This is a genomic window from Falsiroseomonas frigidaquae (genome assembly GCF_012163145.1).
GTDB lineage: Bacteria > Pseudomonadota > Alphaproteobacteria > Acetobacterales > Acetobacteraceae > Falsiroseomonas > Falsiroseomonas frigidaquae.
In genome coordinates this window covers 115,586-135,399 of sequence record NZ_JAAVTX010000005.1, presented here as the reverse complement: position 1 = coordinate 135,399, position 19,814 = coordinate 115,586, and the positions used below count along the sequence as shown (strand labels likewise).

The 19,814-nt window shown below is 71.7% G+C and carries 20 protein-coding genes; 9 read left to right on the top strand and 11 right to left on the bottom strand.

Going from position 1 to position 19,814, the window contains the following annotated elements; genetic code table 11:
* Positions 1-21 precede the first annotated feature (21 nt).
* Positions 22-1,707, top strand: coding sequence for a M10 family metallopeptidase C-terminal domain-containing protein (locus tag HB662_RS16860; RefSeq protein WP_168050995.1), 1,686 nt, complete (start codon positions 22-24; stop codon positions 1,705-1,707).
* On the opposite strand, the gene HB662_RS16855 is transcribed toward HB662_RS16860, so the two are convergent.
* Both HB662_RS16855 and HB662_RS16850 read right to left on the bottom strand, forming a co-directional pair.
* The gene (locus HB662_RS16855) at positions 1,704-2,345 is read right to left on the bottom strand and encodes a hypothetical protein (RefSeq protein WP_168050994.1); all 642 of its coding nucleotides are present in this window, start codon (positions 2,343-2,345) and stop codon (positions 1,704-1,706) included. The genes HB662_RS16860 and HB662_RS16855 overlap by 4 nt on opposite strands.
* A 7-nt stretch (positions 2,346-2,352) precedes the next feature.
* Positions 2,353-3,123, bottom strand: coding sequence for a creatininase family protein (locus HB662_RS16850; protein ID WP_168050993.1), 771 nt, complete (start codon positions 3,121-3,123; stop codon positions 2,353-2,355).
* A gap of 69 nt (positions 3,124-3,192) precedes the next feature.
* On the opposite strand from HB662_RS16850, the gene HB662_RS16845 reads away from it, so the two are divergent.
* Positions 3,193-4,449, top strand: coding sequence for a c-type cytochrome (locus tag HB662_RS16845; protein ID WP_168050992.1), 1,257 nt, complete (start codon positions 3,193-3,195; stop codon positions 4,447-4,449).
* Here the strand turns inward: HB662_RS16845 and HB662_RS16840 are convergent, their stop codons facing one another.
* Genes HB662_RS16840 through ubiA form a run of 4 tightly spaced genes read right to left on the bottom strand, consistent with a single transcriptional unit; the run spans position 4,450 to position 6,840 of the window.
* A complete protein-coding gene (locus tag HB662_RS16840; RefSeq protein WP_168050991.1) occupies positions 4,450-4,872 on the bottom strand; it encodes a hypothetical protein in 423 nt (140 codons plus the stop codon). It abuts the gene before it with no gap.
* A gap of 23 nt (positions 4,873-4,895) precedes the next feature.
* On the bottom strand, positions 4,896-5,300 hold the full coding sequence (locus HB662_RS16835) for a hypothetical protein (RefSeq protein ID WP_168050990.1): 405 nt from the start codon (positions 5,298-5,300) through the stop codon (positions 4,896-4,898).
* Entirely contained in the window at positions 5,300-5,944 is a 645-nt protein-coding gene (locus HB662_RS16830; RefSeq protein WP_168050989.1) for a 50S ribosomal protein L11 methyltransferase, read from the bottom strand. The genes HB662_RS16835 and HB662_RS16830 overlap by 1 nt, the downstream gene beginning before the upstream one ends.
* Positions 5,941-6,840: a 4-hydroxybenzoate octaprenyltransferase gene (gene ubiA / locus HB662_RS16825; protein ID WP_168050988.1), complete on the bottom strand. Its 900-nt coding sequence runs from the start codon at positions 6,838-6,840 to the stop codon at positions 5,941-5,943. The genes HB662_RS16830 and ubiA overlap by 4 nt, the downstream gene beginning before the upstream one ends.
* A gap of 29 nt (positions 6,841-6,869) precedes the next feature.
* On the opposite strand from ubiA, the gene HB662_RS16820 reads away from it, so the two are divergent.
* The 3 genes from HB662_RS16820 to HB662_RS16810 are packed head-to-tail and all read left to right on the top strand — an operon-like array spanning position 6,870 to position 10,226.
* Positions 6,870-7,589 carry a 16S rRNA (uracil(1498)-N(3))-methyltransferase gene (locus HB662_RS16820; protein ID WP_168050987.1) on the top strand — a complete coding sequence of 240 codons (720 nt, stop codon included), beginning with the start codon at positions 6,870-6,872 and terminating at the stop codon, positions 7,587-7,589.
* A 49-nt stretch (positions 7,590-7,638) separates the two neighbouring features.
* On the top strand, positions 7,639-8,982 hold the full coding sequence (locus tag HB662_RS16815; protein ID WP_168050986.1) for a glutamate--cysteine ligase: 1,344 nt from the start codon (positions 7,639-7,641) through the stop codon (positions 8,980-8,982).
* 2 nt (positions 8,983-8,984) lie between these two features.
* Positions 8,985-10,226: a 3-phosphoshikimate 1-carboxyvinyltransferase gene (locus HB662_RS16810; protein WP_209443344.1), complete on the top strand. Its 1,242-nt coding sequence runs from the start codon at positions 8,985-8,987 to the stop codon at positions 10,224-10,226.
* Here HB662_RS16810 and HB662_RS16805 read toward each other — a convergent pair.
* Positions 10,211-10,615 carry a GNAT family N-acetyltransferase gene (locus tag HB662_RS16805; RefSeq protein ID WP_342449527.1) on the bottom strand — a complete coding sequence of 135 codons (405 nt, stop codon included), beginning with the start codon at positions 10,613-10,615 and terminating at the stop codon, positions 10,211-10,213. The two genes, HB662_RS16810 and HB662_RS16805, sit on opposite strands and share 16 nt — an antisense overlap.
* A 44-nt stretch (positions 10,616-10,659) precedes the next feature.
* Positions 10,660-11,838 carry a pyridoxal-phosphate-dependent aminotransferase family protein gene (locus HB662_RS16800; protein WP_168050984.1) on the bottom strand — a complete coding sequence of 393 codons (1,179 nt, stop codon included), beginning with the start codon at positions 11,836-11,838 and terminating at the stop codon, positions 10,660-10,662.
* Between the two features lie 85 nt (positions 11,839-11,923).
* Between HB662_RS16800 and HB662_RS16795 the strand changes: the two genes are divergently transcribed.
* The 4 genes from HB662_RS16795 to HB662_RS16780 all read left to right on the top strand — a co-directional run bounded on the left by HB662_RS16795 (position 11,924) and on the right by HB662_RS16780 (position 14,867).
* Positions 11,924-12,583 carry a DUF1796 family putative cysteine peptidase gene (locus HB662_RS16795; RefSeq protein ID WP_168050983.1) on the top strand — a complete coding sequence of 220 codons (660 nt, stop codon included), beginning with the start codon at positions 11,924-11,926 and terminating at the stop codon, positions 12,581-12,583.
* Between the two features lie 205 nt (positions 12,584-12,788).
* Positions 12,789-12,989, top strand: a complete 201-nt coding sequence (locus HB662_RS16790) for a DUF1127 domain-containing protein (RefSeq protein WP_209443343.1) — start codon at positions 12,789-12,791, stop codon at positions 12,987-12,989.
* An 85-nt stretch (positions 12,990-13,074) separates the two neighbouring features.
* A complete protein-coding gene (locus HB662_RS16785) occupies positions 13,075-13,767 on the top strand; it encodes an ArsR/SmtB family transcription factor (protein ID WP_168050982.1) in 693 nt (230 codons plus the stop codon).
* Between the two features lie 86 nt (positions 13,768-13,853).
* On the top strand, positions 13,854-14,867 hold the full coding sequence (locus HB662_RS16780; protein ID WP_168050981.1) for an aldo/keto reductase: 1,014 nt from the start codon (positions 13,854-13,856) through the stop codon (positions 14,865-14,867).
* A gap of 80 nt (positions 14,868-14,947) precedes the next feature.
* Here the strand turns inward: HB662_RS16780 and tldD are convergent, their stop codons facing one another.
* Genes tldD through HB662_RS16765 form a run of 3 tightly spaced genes read right to left on the bottom strand, consistent with a single transcriptional unit; the run spans position 14,948 to position 19,764 of the window.
* Positions 14,948-16,387 (bottom strand): metalloprotease TldD, encoded by a 1,440-nt coding sequence (gene tldD / locus HB662_RS16775; protein WP_168051790.1) that lies wholly within the window; start codon positions 16,385-16,387, stop codon positions 14,948-14,950.
* Positions 16,388-16,447: 60 nt separating this feature from the next.
* Positions 16,448-18,682, bottom strand: coding sequence for a PAS-domain containing protein (locus HB662_RS16770; protein ID WP_168050980.1), 2,235 nt, complete (start codon positions 18,680-18,682; stop codon positions 16,448-16,450).
* The gene (locus HB662_RS16765; protein WP_168050979.1) at positions 18,679-19,764 is read right to left on the bottom strand and encodes a COX15/CtaA family protein; all 1,086 of its coding nucleotides are present in this window, start codon (positions 19,762-19,764) and stop codon (positions 18,679-18,681) included. Before HB662_RS16765 ends, HB662_RS16770 begins: the two co-directional genes overlap by 4 nt.
* Positions 19,765-19,814 lie beyond the last annotated feature (50 nt).

Here is a 19,814-nt window from a genome sequence, read left to right as displayed (position 1 = left end):
GCCTCGCCCGGCGGGACTTCCGTGTTCGAGGCCGCCGCCACGGCCCTGGGTGCGGATCAGCCGCAGGAAACCGCGCCACGCTTCCAGTTCACCAGCTCGGGCCATGCCGGGGTGGATGGGCTGCTCAGCGGCTATGCCTGGGACATGGGCGACCCGCTGAGCTTCGCCTTCCCCGACAGCGGCAGCGACTACGAGGCCTGGTACGGCACCAGCGAACCGACCCGCGGCTTCGCGCCGGTCAGCAGCATGATGCGCGACGCGGTGCGCAAGATCCTGCTCGGCCAGGCCGATGGCGGCCCGGGCAGCCCTGGCGTCTCCGTCACCGGCTTCACCAACCTGGCGATCTTCGAGGCGGCGGAGGACTGGACCGCCGATCTCCGCATCGCCCGGTCCTCCGTGCCCTCCACCGCCTGGGCCTATTATCCGAATGGGCGGGAGGGCGGCGATGTCTGGTTCGGCAGCCGCAGCAGCTACACCACGCCGACGCTCGGCAGCTACGGCTTCATGGTGGCGGTGCATGAGCTCGGCCACGCGCTGGGCCTTAAGCACCCGCATGAGGCGGCGAACGGCTTCGGCGCCATGCCGCGGGACTGGGACACGCTGGAATTCACCGTGATGTCCTACCGGTCCCATACCGGCTCCACCACCACCAGCGGCTACACCAACGGCACGCATGACTATGCCCAGGGCTGGATGATGCTGGACATCGCCGCCCTGCAGCACCTCTATGGCGCGGACTACACCGCCCAGGCCGGCAACACGCGCTACAGCTGGAACCCCGCGACCGGGGAGACGCTGATCGACGGCGCCGGCCAGGGCGCGCCGGGCGCCAACCGGGTGTTCCTGACGGTCTGGGATGGCGGCGGCATCGATACCTTTGATTTCTCGGCCTATGCCGGCGGTGTCGCCGTGGACCTCGCCCCCGGCGGCTGGTCGGTCACCGCCACGGACCAGCTCGCCCGGCTGGATACCAGGGTGGGGCAGGAGGTGCTGGCGCGCGGCAATGTCTTCAACGCCCTGCTGTTCGAGGACAATGCCGCCTCCCTGATCGAGAACGCGGTGGGCGGGGCGGGGGCGGATACCCTGGCCGGCAACGACGCCACCAACCACCTGCAGGGCGGCGCCGGGAAGGATCGGCTGGAGGGCCGGGCCGGGGACGATATCCTGGATGGCGGCGCCGGCGCCGATACCCTGGTCGGTGGCACCGGCCATGACCGCTACCAGGCGGATAATCCCGGCGATGTAATGGTGGAGCTGACTGGCCAGGGCACGGACACCATCCTCGGCGCCGTCGCCACCGTCACCCTGCCTGAGGCGGTGGAGGCGCTGGTGCTCGGTGACGGAGCGGTGACCGGCATCGGCAACGCCATGGGCAACCTGATCCTCGGCAACGCCGCGGCGAACCGGCTGGAGGGCCATGGCGGCGCGGATATGCTGGAAGGGCGGCGCGGCAACGACACGCTGCTGGGCGGCGCCGGCGCCGACATGTTCGTGCTGCGCCACGGCGACGACTTCGACCGCATCGAGGATTTCGTTAGCGGCACCGACCTGCTGGCGCTGACCGGCTTCGGCCGCAGCGCCAGCGCGATGCTGGCGCTGGCGGTGCAGGTCTCGGACGGGCTGCGGATCGACCTCGGCGAGGGCGACGGCGTGCTGCTGGCGGGGCTGACCCGGGGGCAGCTGACGGCGGCGGATATCGTGGCCTAGAGCTGACGGACTTCCCAGGTTTTCAGCAGCACCAGCGCCTGCCAATTCATGAGAAAAGACGCCGCCAACCCTAACTCTGGGTACAGGCGCGACCCGTAGTAATAGATGCCAATATGCTCCTGGCCAGCGAGTGGCCGTATTTCGATCATTCCGGTATGCGTACCATATTCATGCCACCTGGTATCGAGCAGAATATTGCGAAGTCGTCGCTCGGGAGGCGTAATGCGCCACTCCGCCGGCATGCCCTCGCGCCACTCCTGCACGCGCAGCACAGGCGAGATGAGGACGGCGTAGCCCTCTGGCTCGCTAGGCCGCATCTCCTCCGGCCGCAGATAAAGCCGTCCCGTGGTCGCGATGGGCGCGGGCAGCGGCTGGCCGCCGGGCATCTGGAAGGCGAAGCCAAAGCTGTTCCAGCGGTTCACCTGCTGCCGTCGCATCCGCTCCAGCGCCTCCGCCGGTGGGCGCGCCGGGAGGTAGGCGAGCGGCAGGCGGAAGGTGCGGCCCGCGACCTCGACCGTGATGATCTCGGAGGTCTCGCGCGCCTCCTGCGCTGCGACCACGCCCGGCGCGAGCAGGGCCGCCAGCAGGAGGAAGGCCGGGAGAAGCCGCCGGCGATGCATGAGAGGAAGACGCATCATCGCGTCCCTACGCCCACAGCTCCGGCCGCGAAAACTCCTCGGACAGACGCTTCGCCGCCGCCTCCAGCAGCCGCTCGCCCTTCTCCGCACTGGCGCTGCGCGGGTCGCCGATGACGCCGGTATCGGTCATCTCCGCAAAGGGGCGGCTGCGTTTGAAGCCGGGCGGGGCGGGGGGAGCGAAGCGCTTCGGCACGGCGGCCTGGATGCGGTCGGTGCGCACGCAATCCGGCGCCAGCGCCATCATCATCGAGGTCTCGGCCTCGCAGGCATGCATGACGTTGGGTTGGCTCTCCAGGATCGCCCCGAAAGTGTCGGCATTGGCCAGCCAGTAGGTCAGCCCCACTACCGGCACGCCCAGGCTGCGCGTCATCTCGATGGCGACGCTGCCGATCGCCTCGGTATTGCCGCCATGGCCATTGACCAGGGCGATGCGCCGGAACCCGTGCCGCGCCACGCTGCGGGCGATGCCACCGACCAGGGCGGAGAAGGTGGCGAGGTCCAGGGTCATGGTGCCGCCGAAGGCCATGTGGTGCTCGGCCAGGCCGGACCAGATGGTCGGCGTGACCAGCGCTGGCGTGCCGCCCGCCAGCAGGCGGCGCGCCGTGCGTTCCGCCACCGCGCCCGCCAGCACCGTATCCACGCCGACGGCCAGGTGCGGGCCGTGCTGCTCGATGGAGGCGACGGGGATCAGCACCACCGTCTCCGGCGTCGCGCGCGCCTGGATCTCGGCGGCGGTCAGCCGTGCCCAGAATACTTCCGTGGCGATATCGTTCGTCATCCCCGCACATTCCCGTCTGGTTGTGGGAACAGGCTAGACCAGCGGCGCGAAGGCGCCATCCTGTCAGGCATGCGCTTTCTGCCAATCCTCCTCGCCCTGTTACTGCCCGCATCCGCCATTGCGCAGGAGGCGGTGCATGGCGGGCCGGTGCGGGCCCTGGCGGTGGCGCCGGATGGCGGCGTGGCCTCGGCCGGCTTCGACCAGGCGATCATCCTGTGGCAGCCGGGCGGGCTGCGGGCGCGGGCTGTGCTGCGCTGGCACCAGGGTGCGGTGAACGCGCTGGCGGCGCTGCCCGGCGGCCTGCTGGCCAGCAGCGGAGAGGATGGGCAGGTGGCGCTGTGGCCACCGCAGCCGGGGCCGGAGCCGGTTCGGGTGCTGGTGGGGCATGCGGGGCCGGTGGCCGGGCTGGCGGCGCAGGGTGACCTCCTGGCCTCGGCATCCTGGGACGGCACCGCGCGGGTCTGGGACCTGGCGGGCGTTGCGCCGGTCAAGGTGCTGGAGGGCCACCAGGGCCAGGTGAACGCCGTGGCCTTCCGCAGCGACGGCCTGGTCGCCACCGCCGGCTTCGACGGCACGCTGCGGGTCTGGCCGGCGGGCGAGGCGCCGCTGACGCTGGCCGAGTTCGGCCTGCCCCTCAACGCGCTGGCCGCCCTGCCGGAAGGCGTGCTGGCGGTCGGCGGGGCGGAGGGGATGTTGCGCCTGGTCGGGCCGGATGGCGCGGTGCGGGCGGTGCAGGCCGGCGCCCGGCCGATCGTGGCGCTCGCCGCATCCCCGGACGGCACGCAGGTCGCGGCGGCCGGACTCGGCGGCAGCGTCACGCTGTGGGACGCGGCCTCCCTGCGGCTGCGCCATACGCTGGAGGGGCCGGGGTTGCCTGTGTGGTCCGTGGCCTGGTCGGCGGATGGGGCAAGCCTTTGGACCGGCGGCACGGATCGCCGGGTGCGGCGCTGGAATGCGACGACCGGCCGGCCGATGGGTCCGGTGGATGCCCTGGCCAGCGAGGCCATTCCGGCCGGGCCGCATCCGCAGGGCGCCCGCGTGTTCCGCGCCTGCGCCGCCTGCCATGCGCTGGATGCGGATGCGCCGCCGATGGCCGGGCCGCATCTGCACGGCATCTTCGGCCGCCGCATGGGCACGCTGCCCGGCTATGCCTATTCCGAGCGCCTGGCGCGGGGCGACATCGTCTGGACGCGGGAGACGGTGGCGGATCTGTTCACCCGCGGGCCGGATGAGGTGACGCCCGGCACGCGGATGCCGATCCAGACCGTGGGCAATGCCGAGGAACTGGCCGCGCTGCTGGATTTCCTGGAGGCGGCGACGCGGTAGCTATTTTTGCACCCGCCCGGTGGCGCGGCCCTGGCTGTCGTAGAAGCGCGTGGTGTCGCCGCGGTTTTCCGCGCGGCCCTGGCTGCGGCCGCTGGCATCATAGTCCCGCCGGGTGGTGTCCCGGTATTCGCTGCGGCCGGTGCTGCGGCCCTGGGAATCGTAGTGGCGCTGGGTGTTGCCGCGATCCTCGCTGCGGCCGGTGGCGCGTCCCTGGGCGTCGTAATGCCGGGTGACGCCGCCGCGGCTTTCGCTGCGGCCGAGGCTGCGGCCCTGGCTGTCGTAATACCGGGTGGTGTCGCCGCGGGTCTCCGCCCGGCCGGTGGCGCGGCCCTGGCTGTCATATTGGCGCTGTGTCTGCGCCCCGGCCGGCAGGGGCTGGGGCAGCGCGAGGAGAAGGGTGAGCAGGATCAGGATGGGGCGCATGGCCCGATCATGACAGCGCAGGCTCAAGGCAGGTTGAAGGCGACGAAGGCCTGCCAGCGCGGCCAGACCGCCGCCACCGCCGTTGTGCGCGCCGCCTGGAAGTTCGGGGCCGTGGTATCCGGGCCGGGGCGGTAGCGGGCATCCGGTGCCGGGCAGGCGAGGATCGGCGGCGCGCCGAACTGGTCCGCCGTCAGATCCAGGATAAGCCCGCCCGATTCCACCCAGGCATGGCGCGCCGGACCGGCCGGCGCCAGGAACCAGCCATGGCGGACCTCGGCCTCGCGCCCGACCTCCGCCAGGACGCGCTGGAGGAAGGTGGCGGAGCGGCCGCAGGTGCCGGTGGAGGGGATGGCGGGCCGGGGCCGGCCACGCTCCGCATGCCATTCCGGCCAGAGCGTCTCCAGGAAGCGCCGCGCCGTGAGGAGCATCAGGCCAGCAGGCGGTGGATGGTCACCTGCCGGGTGTCCCGGTCCTCCAGCTCCCGCGTCGTCGGTACCAGATGGGTGGAGAGCAGTTCCATGCCGGCCACCGGCAGGTAGGCGCGGCCGGGATCGGCAATCCACACCTCGGCACCGCCACCCGCCATGGCGCGCAGCCAGGGCAGGATATGCGCCGTCATCGGCGCCTCGTAGCAGACATCGCCGGCCAGGATCAGGTCCCAGCGGCAGGCGCTGCCCACCACATCGCCATCCGGCGTCGCCACCGCCACGCCGTTCAGCGCCGCGTTCAGCCGGGTGGCGGCCAGGGCGAGAGGGTCGATTTCCGCCGCCTCCACCACCGCGGCACCGGCCAGCGCGGCGGCGATGGCGCCGATGCCGCAGCCGGCGGCAAAATCCAGCACGCGCCGGCCGGCGACCAGCGCGGGCTGGTCCAGCACGGTGCGCGCCAGGGCCTGGCCGCCGGGCCAGGCGAAGGCCCAGAAGGGCGGCTCGATGCCTTCCTCGGCCAGCCAGGCCTCGGTGGCCTGCCAGATCGGGGTGATTTCGGTGGCCAGGTGCAGGCGAAGTTCCGGCACCAGGGCCGGGCGGGCGATTGCGGTATGGGCGCGGATGAACGCTTCGGCGTCGCTCACAACCGGCCGGCCAGGAAGGCCAGCGCGATGGCGAAGCCGACCTCGCGGTTCGACTTGAACAGCATCAGGCAGCGCTCCGGGTCGCCGATATCGAGTGTCCGCACCTGCCAGGCCAGCAGCGCCGCCGGCAGCAGCAGCGCGGGCAGGAAAGGCCAGGCCAGGCCGGCCAGCAGCCCCGCCACCACCAGCAGCGCCAGCATCGCCGCATAGCAGGCGCCGACGAAGCGGGCCGAGGCGCGGCCGAATTTCAGGGCGGTGCTGCGGACGCCGACCTTGGCATCATCCTCCCGGTCCTGATGCGCGTAGATCGTGTCGTAGCCCAGGATCCAGAAGAACCCGGCGGCCCACAGCGCCAGCGCCGGCCAGCCCAGCCCGCCGGTCGCCGCCGCATAGCCGGTGGGCGCGGCCCAGGAGAACACCAGGCCCAGCACCGCCTGCGGCCAGTCCGTCACCCGCTTCGCCAGCGGATACAGCGCGATCAGTACCAGCGAGCCCAGGCCCACATAGATCGCCGCCAGCGGCAATTGCACCAGCACCAGCAGTCCGACCACGCAGAGCGCGGCGAGGAAGACCATCGCCCGCAAGGGCGTTACGGTACCGGCAGCCAGCGGCCGGCCGCGGGTGCGCTCCACCTGCCGGTCCAGGTCGCGGTCCCAGAGGTCGTTCACCACGCAGCCTGCCGCCCGCATGGCGAAGGCGCCCAGCGTGAACAGCAGCGCCAGGCGCAACCCCTCCGCCCATCCCGGCGCCGCCACGGCAAACGCCCAGAAGCCCGGCAGCAGCAGCAGCCAGGCACCGATCGGCCGGTCGAAGCGGCCGAGCAGGGCATAGGGCCGCCAGCCGGGGGGCAGGCGGGCCACCCAGCCGGAAGCGCGGATATCGGTCCAGCCGGTCATGGCCCTATACCTGTCCGCGGAGGTTCCGGATGTCCATCCCTCGACTGTACCTGGACGACACACTGGCCGAGGGGCTGGTTGTGGAGGCCGCGCCCGGCCAGGCGCATCATATCGGCACGGTGCTGCGCCGCGGCCCGGGCGACGAGGTGCGCCTGTTCAACCCGCGCGACGGCGAATGGGCGGCACGCATCGAATCCATCCGCAAGGACCGCGCCCGATTCGCAGTGGAGTCGCAGGCCCGCGCCCCGGTGCCGGAACCGGAATGCCGCCTGCTGGTCGCCGCCCTGAAGCGGGATGCGATGGATTGGGTGGTGGAGAAGGCGACGGAGCTCGGCGCCACCCGAATCCAGCCCGTGCTGACCCGCCGCACCGTCGCCGACCGCGCCAATGCCGCGCGCCTGTCCGCGATCGCCCGCGGCGCCGCCGAGCAATGCGAACGGCTTGCGGTGCCGGAGGTGACGGAGGCCGCGCCGCTGCACCGCGTGCTGGATGCCTGGGATGGCGTGCCGCTGGTGGTGGCGATGGAGCGCAGCGTCGCTGTCCCGGCCCGCGCCCTGGCGCTGCCGCCCGGTGCGCCGCTCGCCCTTCTGGTGGGGCCGGAGGGCGGCTTCATGGGGGCGGAGCTTGACGACCTGCGCCGGCGGCCCTTTGTAGTGCCCGCCGCGCTCGGGCCCCGGATCCTCCGGGCCGAGACCGCGGCCGTGGCCGGCCTGGCAGCGCTGCAGGCGCTACTGGGCGATTGGGCCTGATCGGACGAGGCAGCCGCCCCGGCCGGACGCCAGGAAGAGAACGCACCGCATGTCGAATCCCGGCGAGGCCGACCTGACGCCGATCACCTCCACGCGCCAGTTGGCCGAGTGGTTCGCGGCTGGCAGCAAGCCGAAATCCGCCTGGCGGATCGGCACGGAGCACGAGAAATTCGGCTTTTCACGGGCAGAGTTCGCGCCGCCGCCCTATGAGCCGGGCGGCATCAAGGCGATGCTGGAGGGGCTGCAGGGCAAGGGCTGGGAGCCGATTCTGGATGCCGGCAACGTCATCGGCCTGAAGCGCGACGGCGGCTCCGTCAGCCTGGAGCCGGGTGGGCAGTTCGAGCTGTCCGGCGCGCCGATGGAAGACCTGCACGCGACGCGCGTCGAACTCGGCGACCATCTGCGCGAGGTGCATGAGATTGCCGGGCCGCTGGGCCTCGGCTTCGCCCCGCTCGGCTTCCACCCGCTGGCAACGCGGGAGGAGATGCCCTGGATGCCGAAGGGGCGCTACGCCATCATGCGTCGCTACATGCCGCAGGTCGGCGGCATGGGGCTGGATATGATGCTGCGCACCTGCACGGTGCAGGTGAACCTGGATTTCGGCGACGAGGCCGACATGGTGGAGAAGCTGCGCGTGTCGCTCGCGCTGCAGCCGCTGGCCACCGCGCTGTTCGCCAATTCCCCCTTCATCGAGGGCAAGCCCTCGGGCCTGCTGACGCTGCGCGGGCGAGTCTGGACGGATACCGACCCGGACCGCACCGGCATTCCGCCCGTGGCCTTCGAGGAGGGCTTCGGCTTCGAGCGTTTCGCCCAGTTCGTGCTCGACGTGCCGATGTATTTCATCATGCGCGATGGCCAGTACATCGACGCCGCCGGCGTGTCCTTCCGCGCCTTCCTGGAAGGCCGCGCGGAGAAGCTGGCCGGGCATGAGCCGACCATGGGCGACTGGGCCGACCACGTCACCACCGTCTTCACCGATGTGCGCCTGAAGCGCTTCCTGGAGATGCGCGGGGCGGATGCCGGTAGCCCGGCGATGCTGATGGCCAAGCCCGCCTTCTGGACCGGGCTGCTGTATGACGATGCCGCCCAGAAGGCCGCCGCCGGGCTGATCCGCGGCTGGACGGTGGAGGAGATGAAGCTGCTGCGCAACGCGGTGCCGAAGCAGGCGCTGGCGGCGACCATCCACGGCCGCACCCTGCAGGCGATCGCCCGCGATGCGGTGGCGATATCGCGCGAGGGGCTGAAGGCGCGCGGGCTGGGGGAGGAGGTGTACCTGGCGCCGCTGTCCGAAATCGCCGAATCCGGCATCACCCAGGCGGAGCGCTGGTTGCAACGCTGGGACACGGCCTGGGGCGGCGACGTCTCCCGCATCTTCGCCGAAGCGGAGGCATGACCATGGCGGCGCTGACCATCACCCCGCCGGGCCGGCCGCTCCGCGGGCGCGTGGCGCCGCCGGGGTCGAAATCCATCACCAACCGGGCGCTGCTGCTGGCGGCGCTGGCGCGCGGCACCAGCCGCATCACCGGCGCGCTGAAAAGCGACGACACGCGGCACATGGCCAATGCGCTGCGGGCGATGGGCGTGGCGGTGGAGGAGCCGGATGCGACCGCCTTCATCGTCACCGGCAGCGGGGCGCTGCGCGCGCCGGCGGAGCCGGTCTTCCTCGGCAATGCCGGCACGGCGACGCGCTTCCTGACCGCGGCCGCCGCGCTGGCGGATGGGCCGGTGGTGCTGACCGGCGATGCCCATATGCAGAAGCGCCCGATCGCGCCGCTGGTCGCCGCGCTGGCGGCGCTGGGCGTCGAGGCTTCCGCGCCCACGGGCTGCCCGCCGGTGACGGTGCAGGGCCGCGGCGGCTTCGCGGGCGAGGCGGTGACGGTGGATGCCGGCCTGTCCAGCCAATATGTCTCCGCCCTGCTGATGCTGGCGGCCTGCGGGGCGAAGCCGGTGCGCGTTTCGCTGGCGGGTGATGCGATCGGCGCGCGCGGCTATATCGACCTGACCGTCGCCGCCATGCGCCGCTTCGGCGCGATGGTGGCGCAGGAGGGTGCGGCGGCCTGGCTGGTGCAGCCTGGTGGCTACCGGGCGGCGGACCTGCATGTGGAGCCCGACGCCTCGGCCGCCACCTATCTCTGGGCGGCGGAGGTGCTGACGGGCGGGGCGATCGACCTCGGCACAGAGTCCTTCACCCAGCCGGATGCGCAGGCCCATGCGCTGATCCGGCTGTTCCCGCATCTGCCGGCGGAGATCGAGGGGTCGCAGATGCAGGATGCGGTGCCGACGCTGGCCGCGCTCGCCGCCTTCAACGCCACGCCGGTGCGCTTCACCGGCATCGCCAATCTGCGCGTGAAGGAATGCGACCGGGTGGCGGCGATGGCGACGGAACTGTCGCGCATCGCCCCCGGCCTGGCCGTGGAGGTCGGCGATGACCTGCTGGTGACGCCGCAGCCGCGGGAAGCCTTCCGGCCCGCGCGGATCGAGACCTATGCCGACCACCGCATCGCGATGAGCCTGGCGCTGGTGGGGCTGATGGTGCCGGGCGTGACCATCCTGGACCCCGGCTGCGTCGCCAAGACCTATCCGGACTACTGGCGCGACCTGGAGAGCCTGGGCGTGGCGCTTCAGCCGGAGGGCTGAAGCCGCTTTGCCATATAGACCCGGGCGCGACCCTTCTCCGTCCGCCGTTCCGTCTCGATGAAGCCGAGGCGGGTGTAGAGGGCGATGTTCGCCGCCATCAGCGCATTGGTCAGCAGGCGGAGCTCTGGCAGCCCGCGGCGCCGCGCTTCCGTCTCGGCGAAACCCATCAGCGCCCGGCCGAGCCCCTGGCCCTTCAGCGCCGGCTCCACCGCGACATTGTCGATCCAGAGATGGGTCGGGAAATCCACCAGCACGATCAGCCCGGCCAGCGCCCCATCCTGCTCCAGGGCGAAGGCCTGGCCGGACTCGCAGCGGGCGGCGTAGTCGTCATCCATCGGCAGCGGCCGGGCGCCGGTGATCGGCACCCAGGGCGCATAGGCGCGCTCCACCAGCGCAGCCAGCGCCGGGGCTTCCGCCGGCGTGGCGCGGCGGATCAGGGCGCCGTCTCCGCGAGGTAGGCGATCGCGGCTTCCGAGCCGCCGGCGGCATGCGGCACGCCCTGCAGGCGCAGGCCGATTTCCGTCGCCGCCAGCGTGCCGAGCAGCATCGGCTCGTTCAGGTCGCCCAGATGGCCGATCCGGAACACCTTGCCATTCAGCCGGGACAGACCGGTGCCCAGCGCCACGTTCATGGTGCCCACGCGCTTGCGCAGCGCCTCCGCATCATGCCCCTCCGGCATCAGGACCGAGGTGACGGAATCGGAGACGCGTTCGGGCGAGAGGCAGAACAGCTGCGGCCCGTTGTTGCCTGCCCAATGCCGCACGCAGCGCCGCGTGGCTTCGGCCAGCCGCGCATGGCGGGCCAGCACGTTGTCGAGGCCTTCCTCCTGCTCGATCAGGCGCAGCGCCTCCCGCAGCCCGTAGAACAGGGCGATGGGCACGGTGCCGATGAAGCTGCGGTGGCGCCGCGTCAGCATCGTGGTCCAGTTGAAATAGTGCTTCGGGAAGGCGGAGGACTGGTGCGCCGCCATCGCCTTGTCCGAGACGCCGGTGAAGGAGAAGCCGACCGGCAGCATCAGCCCCTTCTGGCTGCCGCCCACCGCGGCATCGATGCCCCAATCGTCGAAGCGGAATTCGATGGAGCCGAGGGAGGAGATGATGTCCGCCAGCAGCAGCGCCGGGTGGCGGGCCTGGTCCAGCGCGGCGCGGATGCGCGGCAGGTCCAGCGTCATGCCGGTGGAGGTCTCGTTATGCACGGCGCAGACCGCCTTGATGGCATGGCCCGTATCGGCCGCCAGCGCCGCATCCAGCGCGGCGTAGTCCAGCCCGCGGCGCCAATCGGCCGCCAGCGTCTGGACCTCGATGCCGAGATCAGCGGCCATCTTGCCCCAGTTTTCCGAGAAATGGCCTGTCTCGATCACCAGGATGCGGTCGCCGGGCGAGAGCAGGTTGACCAGCGTCGCCTCCCACGCCGCGTGGCCGGTGCCGGTGTACATGAACAGGTGCTGTTCCGTCCGCAGCACGCGCTTCAGCCCGGCCAGGCAGGCGTCATAGACCTCCAGGAAATCCGGGCCGTTGAAATCCACCGTGTGGTGGCTGACCGCCTGCATGATGCTGTCCGGGATGTTGGTCGGACCTGGATTGGCGAAGAAATGGCGGCCGCGCGGTGTCATCTTGCCTGTCTCCCCGGGGTCGGGCCCCGCTTTCCTTCTCCGCGCAAACTGGCCAAAAGGAAAGCCACAGCGAATGGTGTGATGCATGTCCCTGGTCGGCCAGCGCGCGGCCGTGGTCAGCCTCGGCACCTCCTGCCAGACGGCGCGGCATATCAGCCTGAACGTGAAGCTGCTGCGGGACCGGCTGGACCCGACGATGGAGTTGCGCTCGCTGCCCTTCGACTGGTCGCTGACCCCGGCCGGTGCCGCATCGCGCTGGCTGCGCGGCCAGGTGCGGGTGCCGCAGACGCGGGCGGAACTGCTGCCGGCGCAGCGGCCCTTCTGGGCGCGGCATGGCGTGTGGCTGTGGCATGATCCGGTGGATGATGCGGCGGCGTTCGCCGCGCTGCAGGACCGCCTGCGCCGGCGCTGGGACCGGATGCTGGCGCTGCGGGCGCTGGAGCGGCGCGTCTTCATCGTCTCCAACACCCAGAACAATCTGAACCGCGTGCGCGACAGCGCGCCGCAGCCGATGGATTTCCGCCTGCCCGGGCAGCGGATGCGGGACCTGGCGGCGGCGGTGGCCGCGGTGTTCGGGCCGGATGGCAACAGCCTGCTGTTCGTCGCCTACGCGCACCGCATCACCCCGGATGCGCGCGAGGCCGGCTTCCGGCTCGCGATCCTGGAGCCGGATGACAGCGACCATGACGGCGATGCGGATCAGTGGCGCGCGGTGCTGGAGCGGCATGTGACGGCGGAGGTCTGAGAGACCGTCCGGGAACATCGGCGGGTCGGTTTCGCTGGGCTTTCCGCCCCGGGGGCGTTGCAAGCCTTTCCGGAACGCGAGACCCCTCGCGAACCCTCAGCCGCCAGTTTTCCCAGACGGTCTCCGAGAAACCCGCTTCGGCTGCGCCCGAAACACCGGGCGGTACCGGCGCCGCATCCTGGCGGGGTCCAGTCGGAGCCTCGCCATGCCTGCCCTCGCGCAACCCCTCGCAATCAGCCATCGCCCCCGATTCTGGTGGCTGGCGCTGGATTGGCTGGCCGGCTGCCTCGCACGGCACCATAGCCGGCAGGATCTGGCCGGGTTGTGTCCGCATCTCCGGCGAGACCTCGGCCTGACCGATGCCGCGGTGGCGCGGGAGGTGGCAAAACCCTGCTGGCGGAGCTGAAGGTGGACGGCCATGTTTCGGCCTGCACCGAAGCATGCCGGGCAGTTCTGGCCCATGCTTCGCCGAGACGACCGGGAGCCGCGCCATGTCCACCAACGCCGCCATGGCCGAGACCGCCGCGCTGGTGGGCGACCCGGCGCGCGCCGCCATGCTGAACGCGCTGATGGATGGCCGCGCCCTGACGGCGGGCGAGTTGGCCGGCGTCGCCGGCATCACCGCGCAGACCGCCAGCGGCCACCTGGCCCGCCTCTCCGCCGCCGGGCTGCTGGCGATGGAGCGCCAGGGGCGGCACCGCTACCACCGCCTGGCCAGCCCGGCCGTGGCGCGGATGCTGGAGGCGATCATGATGGTGGCCGGCAGCGCCCCGCCGCCGGCGCGGCCGCGCCGGGTCGGCCCGGCGGATGCGGCGATGCGGAACGCGCGCACCTGCTACGACCATTTGGCCGGCCGGCTGGGCGTCGCGATCGCGGATGCCATGGCGGCGCGGGGCCAGGTGGAACTCGCCACCGATGGCGGCGCGGTCACGCCGGCCGGCCAGGATTTTCTCGGCAGCCTTGGCATCACGCCCGATGCCGGCGGATCGCGCCGCGCCTTCTGCCGCCCCTGCCTGGACTGGAGCGAGCGGCGCCATCACCTGGCTGGCGGGCTGGGCGCGGCGATCTGCACGCGCTGCTTCGAGCTCGGCTGGGTGAAGCGGGTGCCGGCTTCCCGCGCCGTGCTGGTGACCCGCGCCGGGGAGGCCGGGCTGCGCCAGGCCTTCGGAATCGAGCTGGAATGACGCCGCCGCGGCGGATCAAATCGCGCAGGGACCGCGGCACTTCGAGCGTTGGCGGCGTTGTCCCGGCGACAGCAAGGATCACCCCCATGGCATTGAAGGATATTCTCCCCGGCAAGCTTGGCTTCGGCTCGGCGCCGCTCGGCAACATGTTCCGCGACATCCCCGAGGAGGAGGCGCTGGCAACCGTCGAGGCCGCCTGGCGCGACGGCATCCGCTACTTCGACAATGCGCCCTTCTACGGCGCCGGCCTGGCGGAGCTCCGCATGGGCCAGGCGCTGGCCGGCAAGCCGCGCGCGGACTACGTCATCAGCACCAAGGTCGGCCGCCTGGTCCTGGACGAGGTCGAGGATGTCGGCGCCCGCGACCAGGGCGAGAAGAGCGAGGTCTTCAAGCACGGCCGCCCGAACCGCGTGGTGAACGACTATTCCGCGGACGCCACGCTGCGTTCCATCGAGGACAGCCTGAAGCGCCTGCGGACGGACCACATCGACATCGTCTGGGTGCATGACGTGGCGCAGGATTTCTACGGCGACGCATGGATCGACATGTTCGAGCGCGCGCGCCAGGGCGCCTTCAAGGTGCTCGACCGGCTGCGGGATGAGGGCGTGATCAAGGCCTGGGGGCTCGGCGTCAACCGGGTGGAGGCGGTCGAGCTGCTGCTCGGGTTGGAGGAGCCGCGGCCGGATGGCTCCCTGCTCGCCGGGCGCTACACGCTGCTGGACCACGATCGGGCGCTGCAGCGGCTGATGCCGCTGGTGGCCGGGCGTGGCCTGGGCATCGTGGTCGGCGGTCCCTACAGCTCCGGCGCGCTCGTCGGCGGGCCCAACTTCGAATATGCGCCGGCACCGCCCGCCATCCTCGACAAGGTGGCGCGGATCAAGGCGATCGCGGAGCGGCATGGCGTGAGCATGAAGGCGGCCGGGCTGCAGTTCTCGCTGGCCAATCCGGCGGTGGTCGCGGTGATTCCGGGCGCCAGCCGGCCGGCCCGGATCGCCGAGGACCGCGCCGCGCTGGAGGAGACGGTGCCGGCCGAATTCTGGCGCGATCTGCGCCAGGCCGGCCTGGTGCACCCGGAGGCGCCGCTACCTGGCGGCGCCTGACCCAGGCCGGCTAAACGGCGGTCCCGGCGCGTTACCGCCACGGCGGTCCCGCCGAGTCACCCCACGGCGGTCCCGCCGAGTTACCCCACGGCGGTCCCGCCGATGGTCAGCCCCGTCATCTTCAGCGTGGGCTGGCCGACGCCCACCGGCACGCCCTGGCCCTGCTTGCCGCATGTGCCGATGCCAGGGTCCAGCGCCATGTCGTTGCCGACCATCGCCACCTTGGTCAGCGCATCCGGCCCGTTGCCAATAAGGGTGGCGCCCTTCACCGGCGCGCCGAGCTTGCCGTCCTCGATGAGGTAGGCCTCGGAGGCGGAGAAGACGAACTTGCCGTTGGTGATGTCCACCTGGCCGCCGCCGAAATTCACCGCGTAGATGCCGCGCTTCACGCTGGCCAGGATCTCGCCCGGATCGCGGTCGCCGTTCAGCATCACGGTGTTGGTCATGCGCGGCATCGGGATATGGGCGTGCGACTGGCGACGGCCATTGCCGGTCGGCGCCACACCCATGAGCCGGGCATTCTGCCGGTCCTGCAGGAAACCCACCAGGATGCCGTCCTCGATCAGCGTGGTGCGGCCGGATGGCGTACCCTCGTCATCCACGGTCAGGCTGCCGCGGCGGTCCGGCATGGTGCCGTCATCCACCACGGTGACCCCGGGGGAGGCGATGCGCTGGCCGAGCAGGCCGGCGAAGGCGCTGGTCTTCTTGCGGTTGAAGTCCCCTTCCAGCCCGTGGCCGATCGCCTCATGCAGCAGGATGCCGGGCCAGCCCGGGCCGAGCACCACCTCCATCTCCCCGGCCGGGGCCGGGACGCTGTCGAGGTTCAGCAGCGCCTGGCGCAGCGCTTCCTCCACCGCCGCCTTCCAGGTGGCGGCGTTCAGCACCCGCTCATAGGCGAAGCGGCCGCCGGTACCGGTGCTGCCGGTCTCCCGCCGCCCGTTCGATTCCACCACGACGGAGACGTTCAGCCGCACCAGCGGGCGCAGGTCGGCAACCCGGGAACCGTCCGGGCGCAGGATCTGCACCGCCTGCCACTCGCCGAAGATGGAGGCCATCACCTGCTTCACCCGGCTGTCGCGGGCGCGGGCATAGGCGTCGATCTCCGCCAGCATCGCCGTCTTGGCGGCGAATTCCATGGCGGAGAGCGGGTTCAGCTCGGAATAGAGCTGCGTGTTGGTGGCGCGCGGGCCGACATCCAGCGTGCCGGAATGGCCGGCGGCCACCGCCTTCACCGTCTCCGCCGCGCGGCCCAGCGCGGCCTCGGTGATCTCCGCGGCATGGGCATAGCCGGCGGCCTCGCCGGCCACGCTGCGCAGGCCGAAGCCGCTGGTCACGTCGAAGCTGGCGGAGCGGATGCGGCTGTCTTCCAGCGTGATCGCCTCGGATTCGCGGTGTTCGAGGAACAGCTCGCCATCCTCGGCGCCCTCGGTGGCGGCGCGGGTCAGGCGCTCCGCGGCCGCGCGGTCCAGCTTGGCGAAGAACAGCGCATCGGTGGCGGCCAGGGCATCGGTCACGGGAATTCCTTTGTCAGCGGGCGGCGTGCATGTGCTGCGGTAGCATATGGGATGCCGGGATGGGCTTCACGCCCCCCCGGCCTCCGCGATCAGCGCGCTGGCCGGGAAGCGCAGCACGGCGACGGTTCCCGCACCCTGCGGCGCCTCCAGCCCAACCTTGCCACCCAGCGCCTCGGCCAGGGTGCGCGCCATGTAGAGGCCAAGGCCGGAGCCATGGAAGCGGCGGGACAGCGAATTGTCCAGCTGGGTGAAGGGCTCGAACACCCGCTCCCGGTCCTCCGGCGCGATGCCGATGCCGGTATCCACGACGCTGATCGCCAGCCCCTCCGCCGTCACCTTGGCGGACAGGGTGATGCGGCCGCCGGCGGGGGTGAATTTGGCGGCATTGGACAGCAGGTTCACCAGCAGCTGGTGCAGCCGGCGGGTGTCGCCCATCAGGCTCGGCAGGTCCGGCGGCACCTCCAGCGTCAGGGTCAGGCCGGCGCGCTCCGCCTCCTCCGCCACCGCGGCACCGGCCGCGCGCAGCAGCGGGCCGAGGGCAACCGGCGCCCGGGCGATCTCCAGCGCGCCGGTCTGGCTGCGCGCCACGTCCAGGATGTCGTCGATCAGCAGCAGCAGGTGGCGGCCGGCCTCGTTGATCGAGCGGGCGTAATCCTCCAGCCGCTTGCGGTCGTGCTCCCCGGCCAGGGCCTCGGAGTAGCCGATCACGGCATTCAGCGGCGTCCGCAATTCGTGGCTCATCGTCGCCAGGAAGCGGGACTTGGCCTCGGAGGCCGCCTCCGCCGCGGCGCGGGCGGCCTCCAGCTCGGCGCGGATGCGGTATTCGTCCGTCACGTCGCTGAAGGTCATGACGAAGCCGCCACCGGCCATCGGGTCGGAGGATATCTCCAGCATCCGGCCGTCGCTGGTGCTGCGGTGGTAGCGGTAGGATCTGCTGCGGTCGTTCGCCCGGGCGCGGGCCGCGGCCTCGGCCGGAATCTCGCCGCGGCGCACCTGTTCGTCGAGCACCGAATCCACGTGCCGGCCCGGCGTCAGGAAGCCGGGGGGCAGGCCGATCATCGCCTCGGTGCGGCTGTTGGTGATCAGCAGCCGGTGGTCCGGGCCGTACATGCTGATGCCGTGCCGGATCGAGCCCTGCATCGCCTCCAGCATTTCCGCGCGGCGGGTGGCCTCGCCCTCCGCCCGGTGCAGCGCGGTCACATCGGTCAGCACGCTGATATGGCCGCCATCGGGCAGCCGTGCCACGCGGCTTTCCACGGCGGTGCCGTTCGGGCGGATGTGGCGCAGCAGGCCGTCGCTGCCGGAGTCGGCCGGGCGGCGGCGGACCAGCGCCGCCTCCGCCTCGGTGAACTCACCCTCCGCCAGCCGGCGGGCCACCATCTCCTCCAGCCCCTCGCCGACGGTGATGGGGGAGCCGGCCATGATGGAGGCATAGGCGCGGTTGAACAGGCTCACCCGCCGGTCCGGGCCGAAGACGCAGACGCCGTGCGGCAGCGCGTCCAGCACGCCATCCAGCAGGGCGGCGCGGCGGCTGGCCTCATCCTCCGCCCGCTTCAGGGCGGTGACGTCGTCCACCTCGATCATGAAGCCGCCGGGCGGCAGCGGCTGGCTGCCGACGCGCAGCACATCCCCATTCGGCCGGACGCGCTGCCGGCTGCCCGGGCGGAAGCGGCCGAGCGCCATGCGTTCCGCCGTCTCCGCCGCCTCATCGGCGTCCATCTCGCCGCGGTCGACCAGCAAGCGGAGGATGTCGCGATGCGTCATGCCGGGGCGGATGCCGCCGGCGGACAGGCCGATCAGCCCCTCATAGGCCGGGTTGGACAGGGCCAGTTCCATGGCGCCATCGAACACCGCGACACCGCCCTGCAGCCGGGCCAGCACCATCTCCAGCAGCCGGACCCGGGCGGCGGAACTGGCCTCGGCGCGGCTCAGCGCGCTGACATCGGTGGTGCAGGTCAGGAAGCCGCCGCCTTCAATCGGGCGGCTTTCGACCAGGCCGACCCGGCCGGTATGGCTGCGGACCAGGCGGCTGCTGGGCCGGGTGCGGTCCACGGCGAGCACGGCGCGGACCAGCTGTTCCGGGTCCCCGGGCCCATATGCGCCGCCCCAGGCCAGGATGCGGACCATCTCCTGCAACCGGATGCCGGGTGGCGCGACGGACGGCTCCAGCCCATGCCAGCGGAAGCTCGCATCGCTCGCCATGACAAGCCGGTGGTCCCCGTCATAGACCGCGATCGCAACCGGCAGCGCCGCGAACAACGCGGGCAGCAGGTCGGACGTCGCGGCCGGGGCGGTGCTCACGCTGGTCGGGCCGGGGGTTTCGGCGCCGGCCGCAGCGCGTGCAGCGCCACCAGCGCCGTGGTCAGCACCAGGACGGCCACCGCCTGGTGCAGCGTGCCGAGCGCCACCGGCACCACATAGACCAGGGTGGCAATCCCCAGCGCGTATTGCAGCGCCACCGCCGCGCCGAAGCCGAGCACCGCGCGGCGTGCGCGACCTTCCGGCAGGCGCCGCAATGCCGCCCAGACGGCGCCGATGGCGAACAGCGCCGTCAGCGTGGCGAGCAGGCGATGGTTGAACTGCACGGCGGCCACATTGGCCGTCAGGTTGGTCCAGGCCGGCGACAGCAGCCAGTAGCCATCCGGCACGAGCTGGCCATCCATCAGCGGGAAGGTGTTGAAGGTCAGCCCGGCGCGGATGCCGGCGACGAAGCCGCCGGCCAGCATGGCGCCGACCAGGGTCCAGGCCGCCACCTTCAGCATCCGCCGCACCGGCCGCGCCTCCGCCGGTGCCGTGCCCTGCGGTCGCATTAGTCCAAGCGCGGTCCAGACGAGAGCGGAAAAAATCAGCAAGGCCAGGCCGAGATGGATGACCAGCCGGTAGGGGGAGACGGCGGTGCGGTCCGCCTCGAAGCCGGAGGCGACCATGTACCAGCCGATCGCACCCTGCAGCCCGCCCAGTGCCAGCAGGCCGAGCAGCCGCGGCTTGCTGCCGGCCGGGATGCGGCCGCGCAGCCAGAACCAGGCTAGGCCCGCGGCATAGGCCAGGCCGATCAGTCGGCCCCAGAAGCGGTGGATCCACTCCAGCCAGAAGATCTGCTTGAAGCCGTCGATGCCGAAGCCCTGGTTGACCAACGCATACTGCGGGATGGTCCGGTACAGATCGTACAGGCGCTGCCATTCCGCCTCGCTCATCGGCGGCAGCGTGCCCGACAGCGGCGCCCATTCCATGATGGACAGGCCGGAGCCGGTGAGACGGGTGGCGCCGCCGATCGCCACCATGATCCAGACGAGACCGGCGACTCCGAACAGCCAGAAGGCCACGGCGCGGGCGTCGCGGCGCTGCGTTGCGGAAAGGGGGGACGGGGGCGGATCGAAGGGCATGTCGCTTTATATAAGGCACCGCGCCAAGGTGCAGCACACGAGCAGCACAC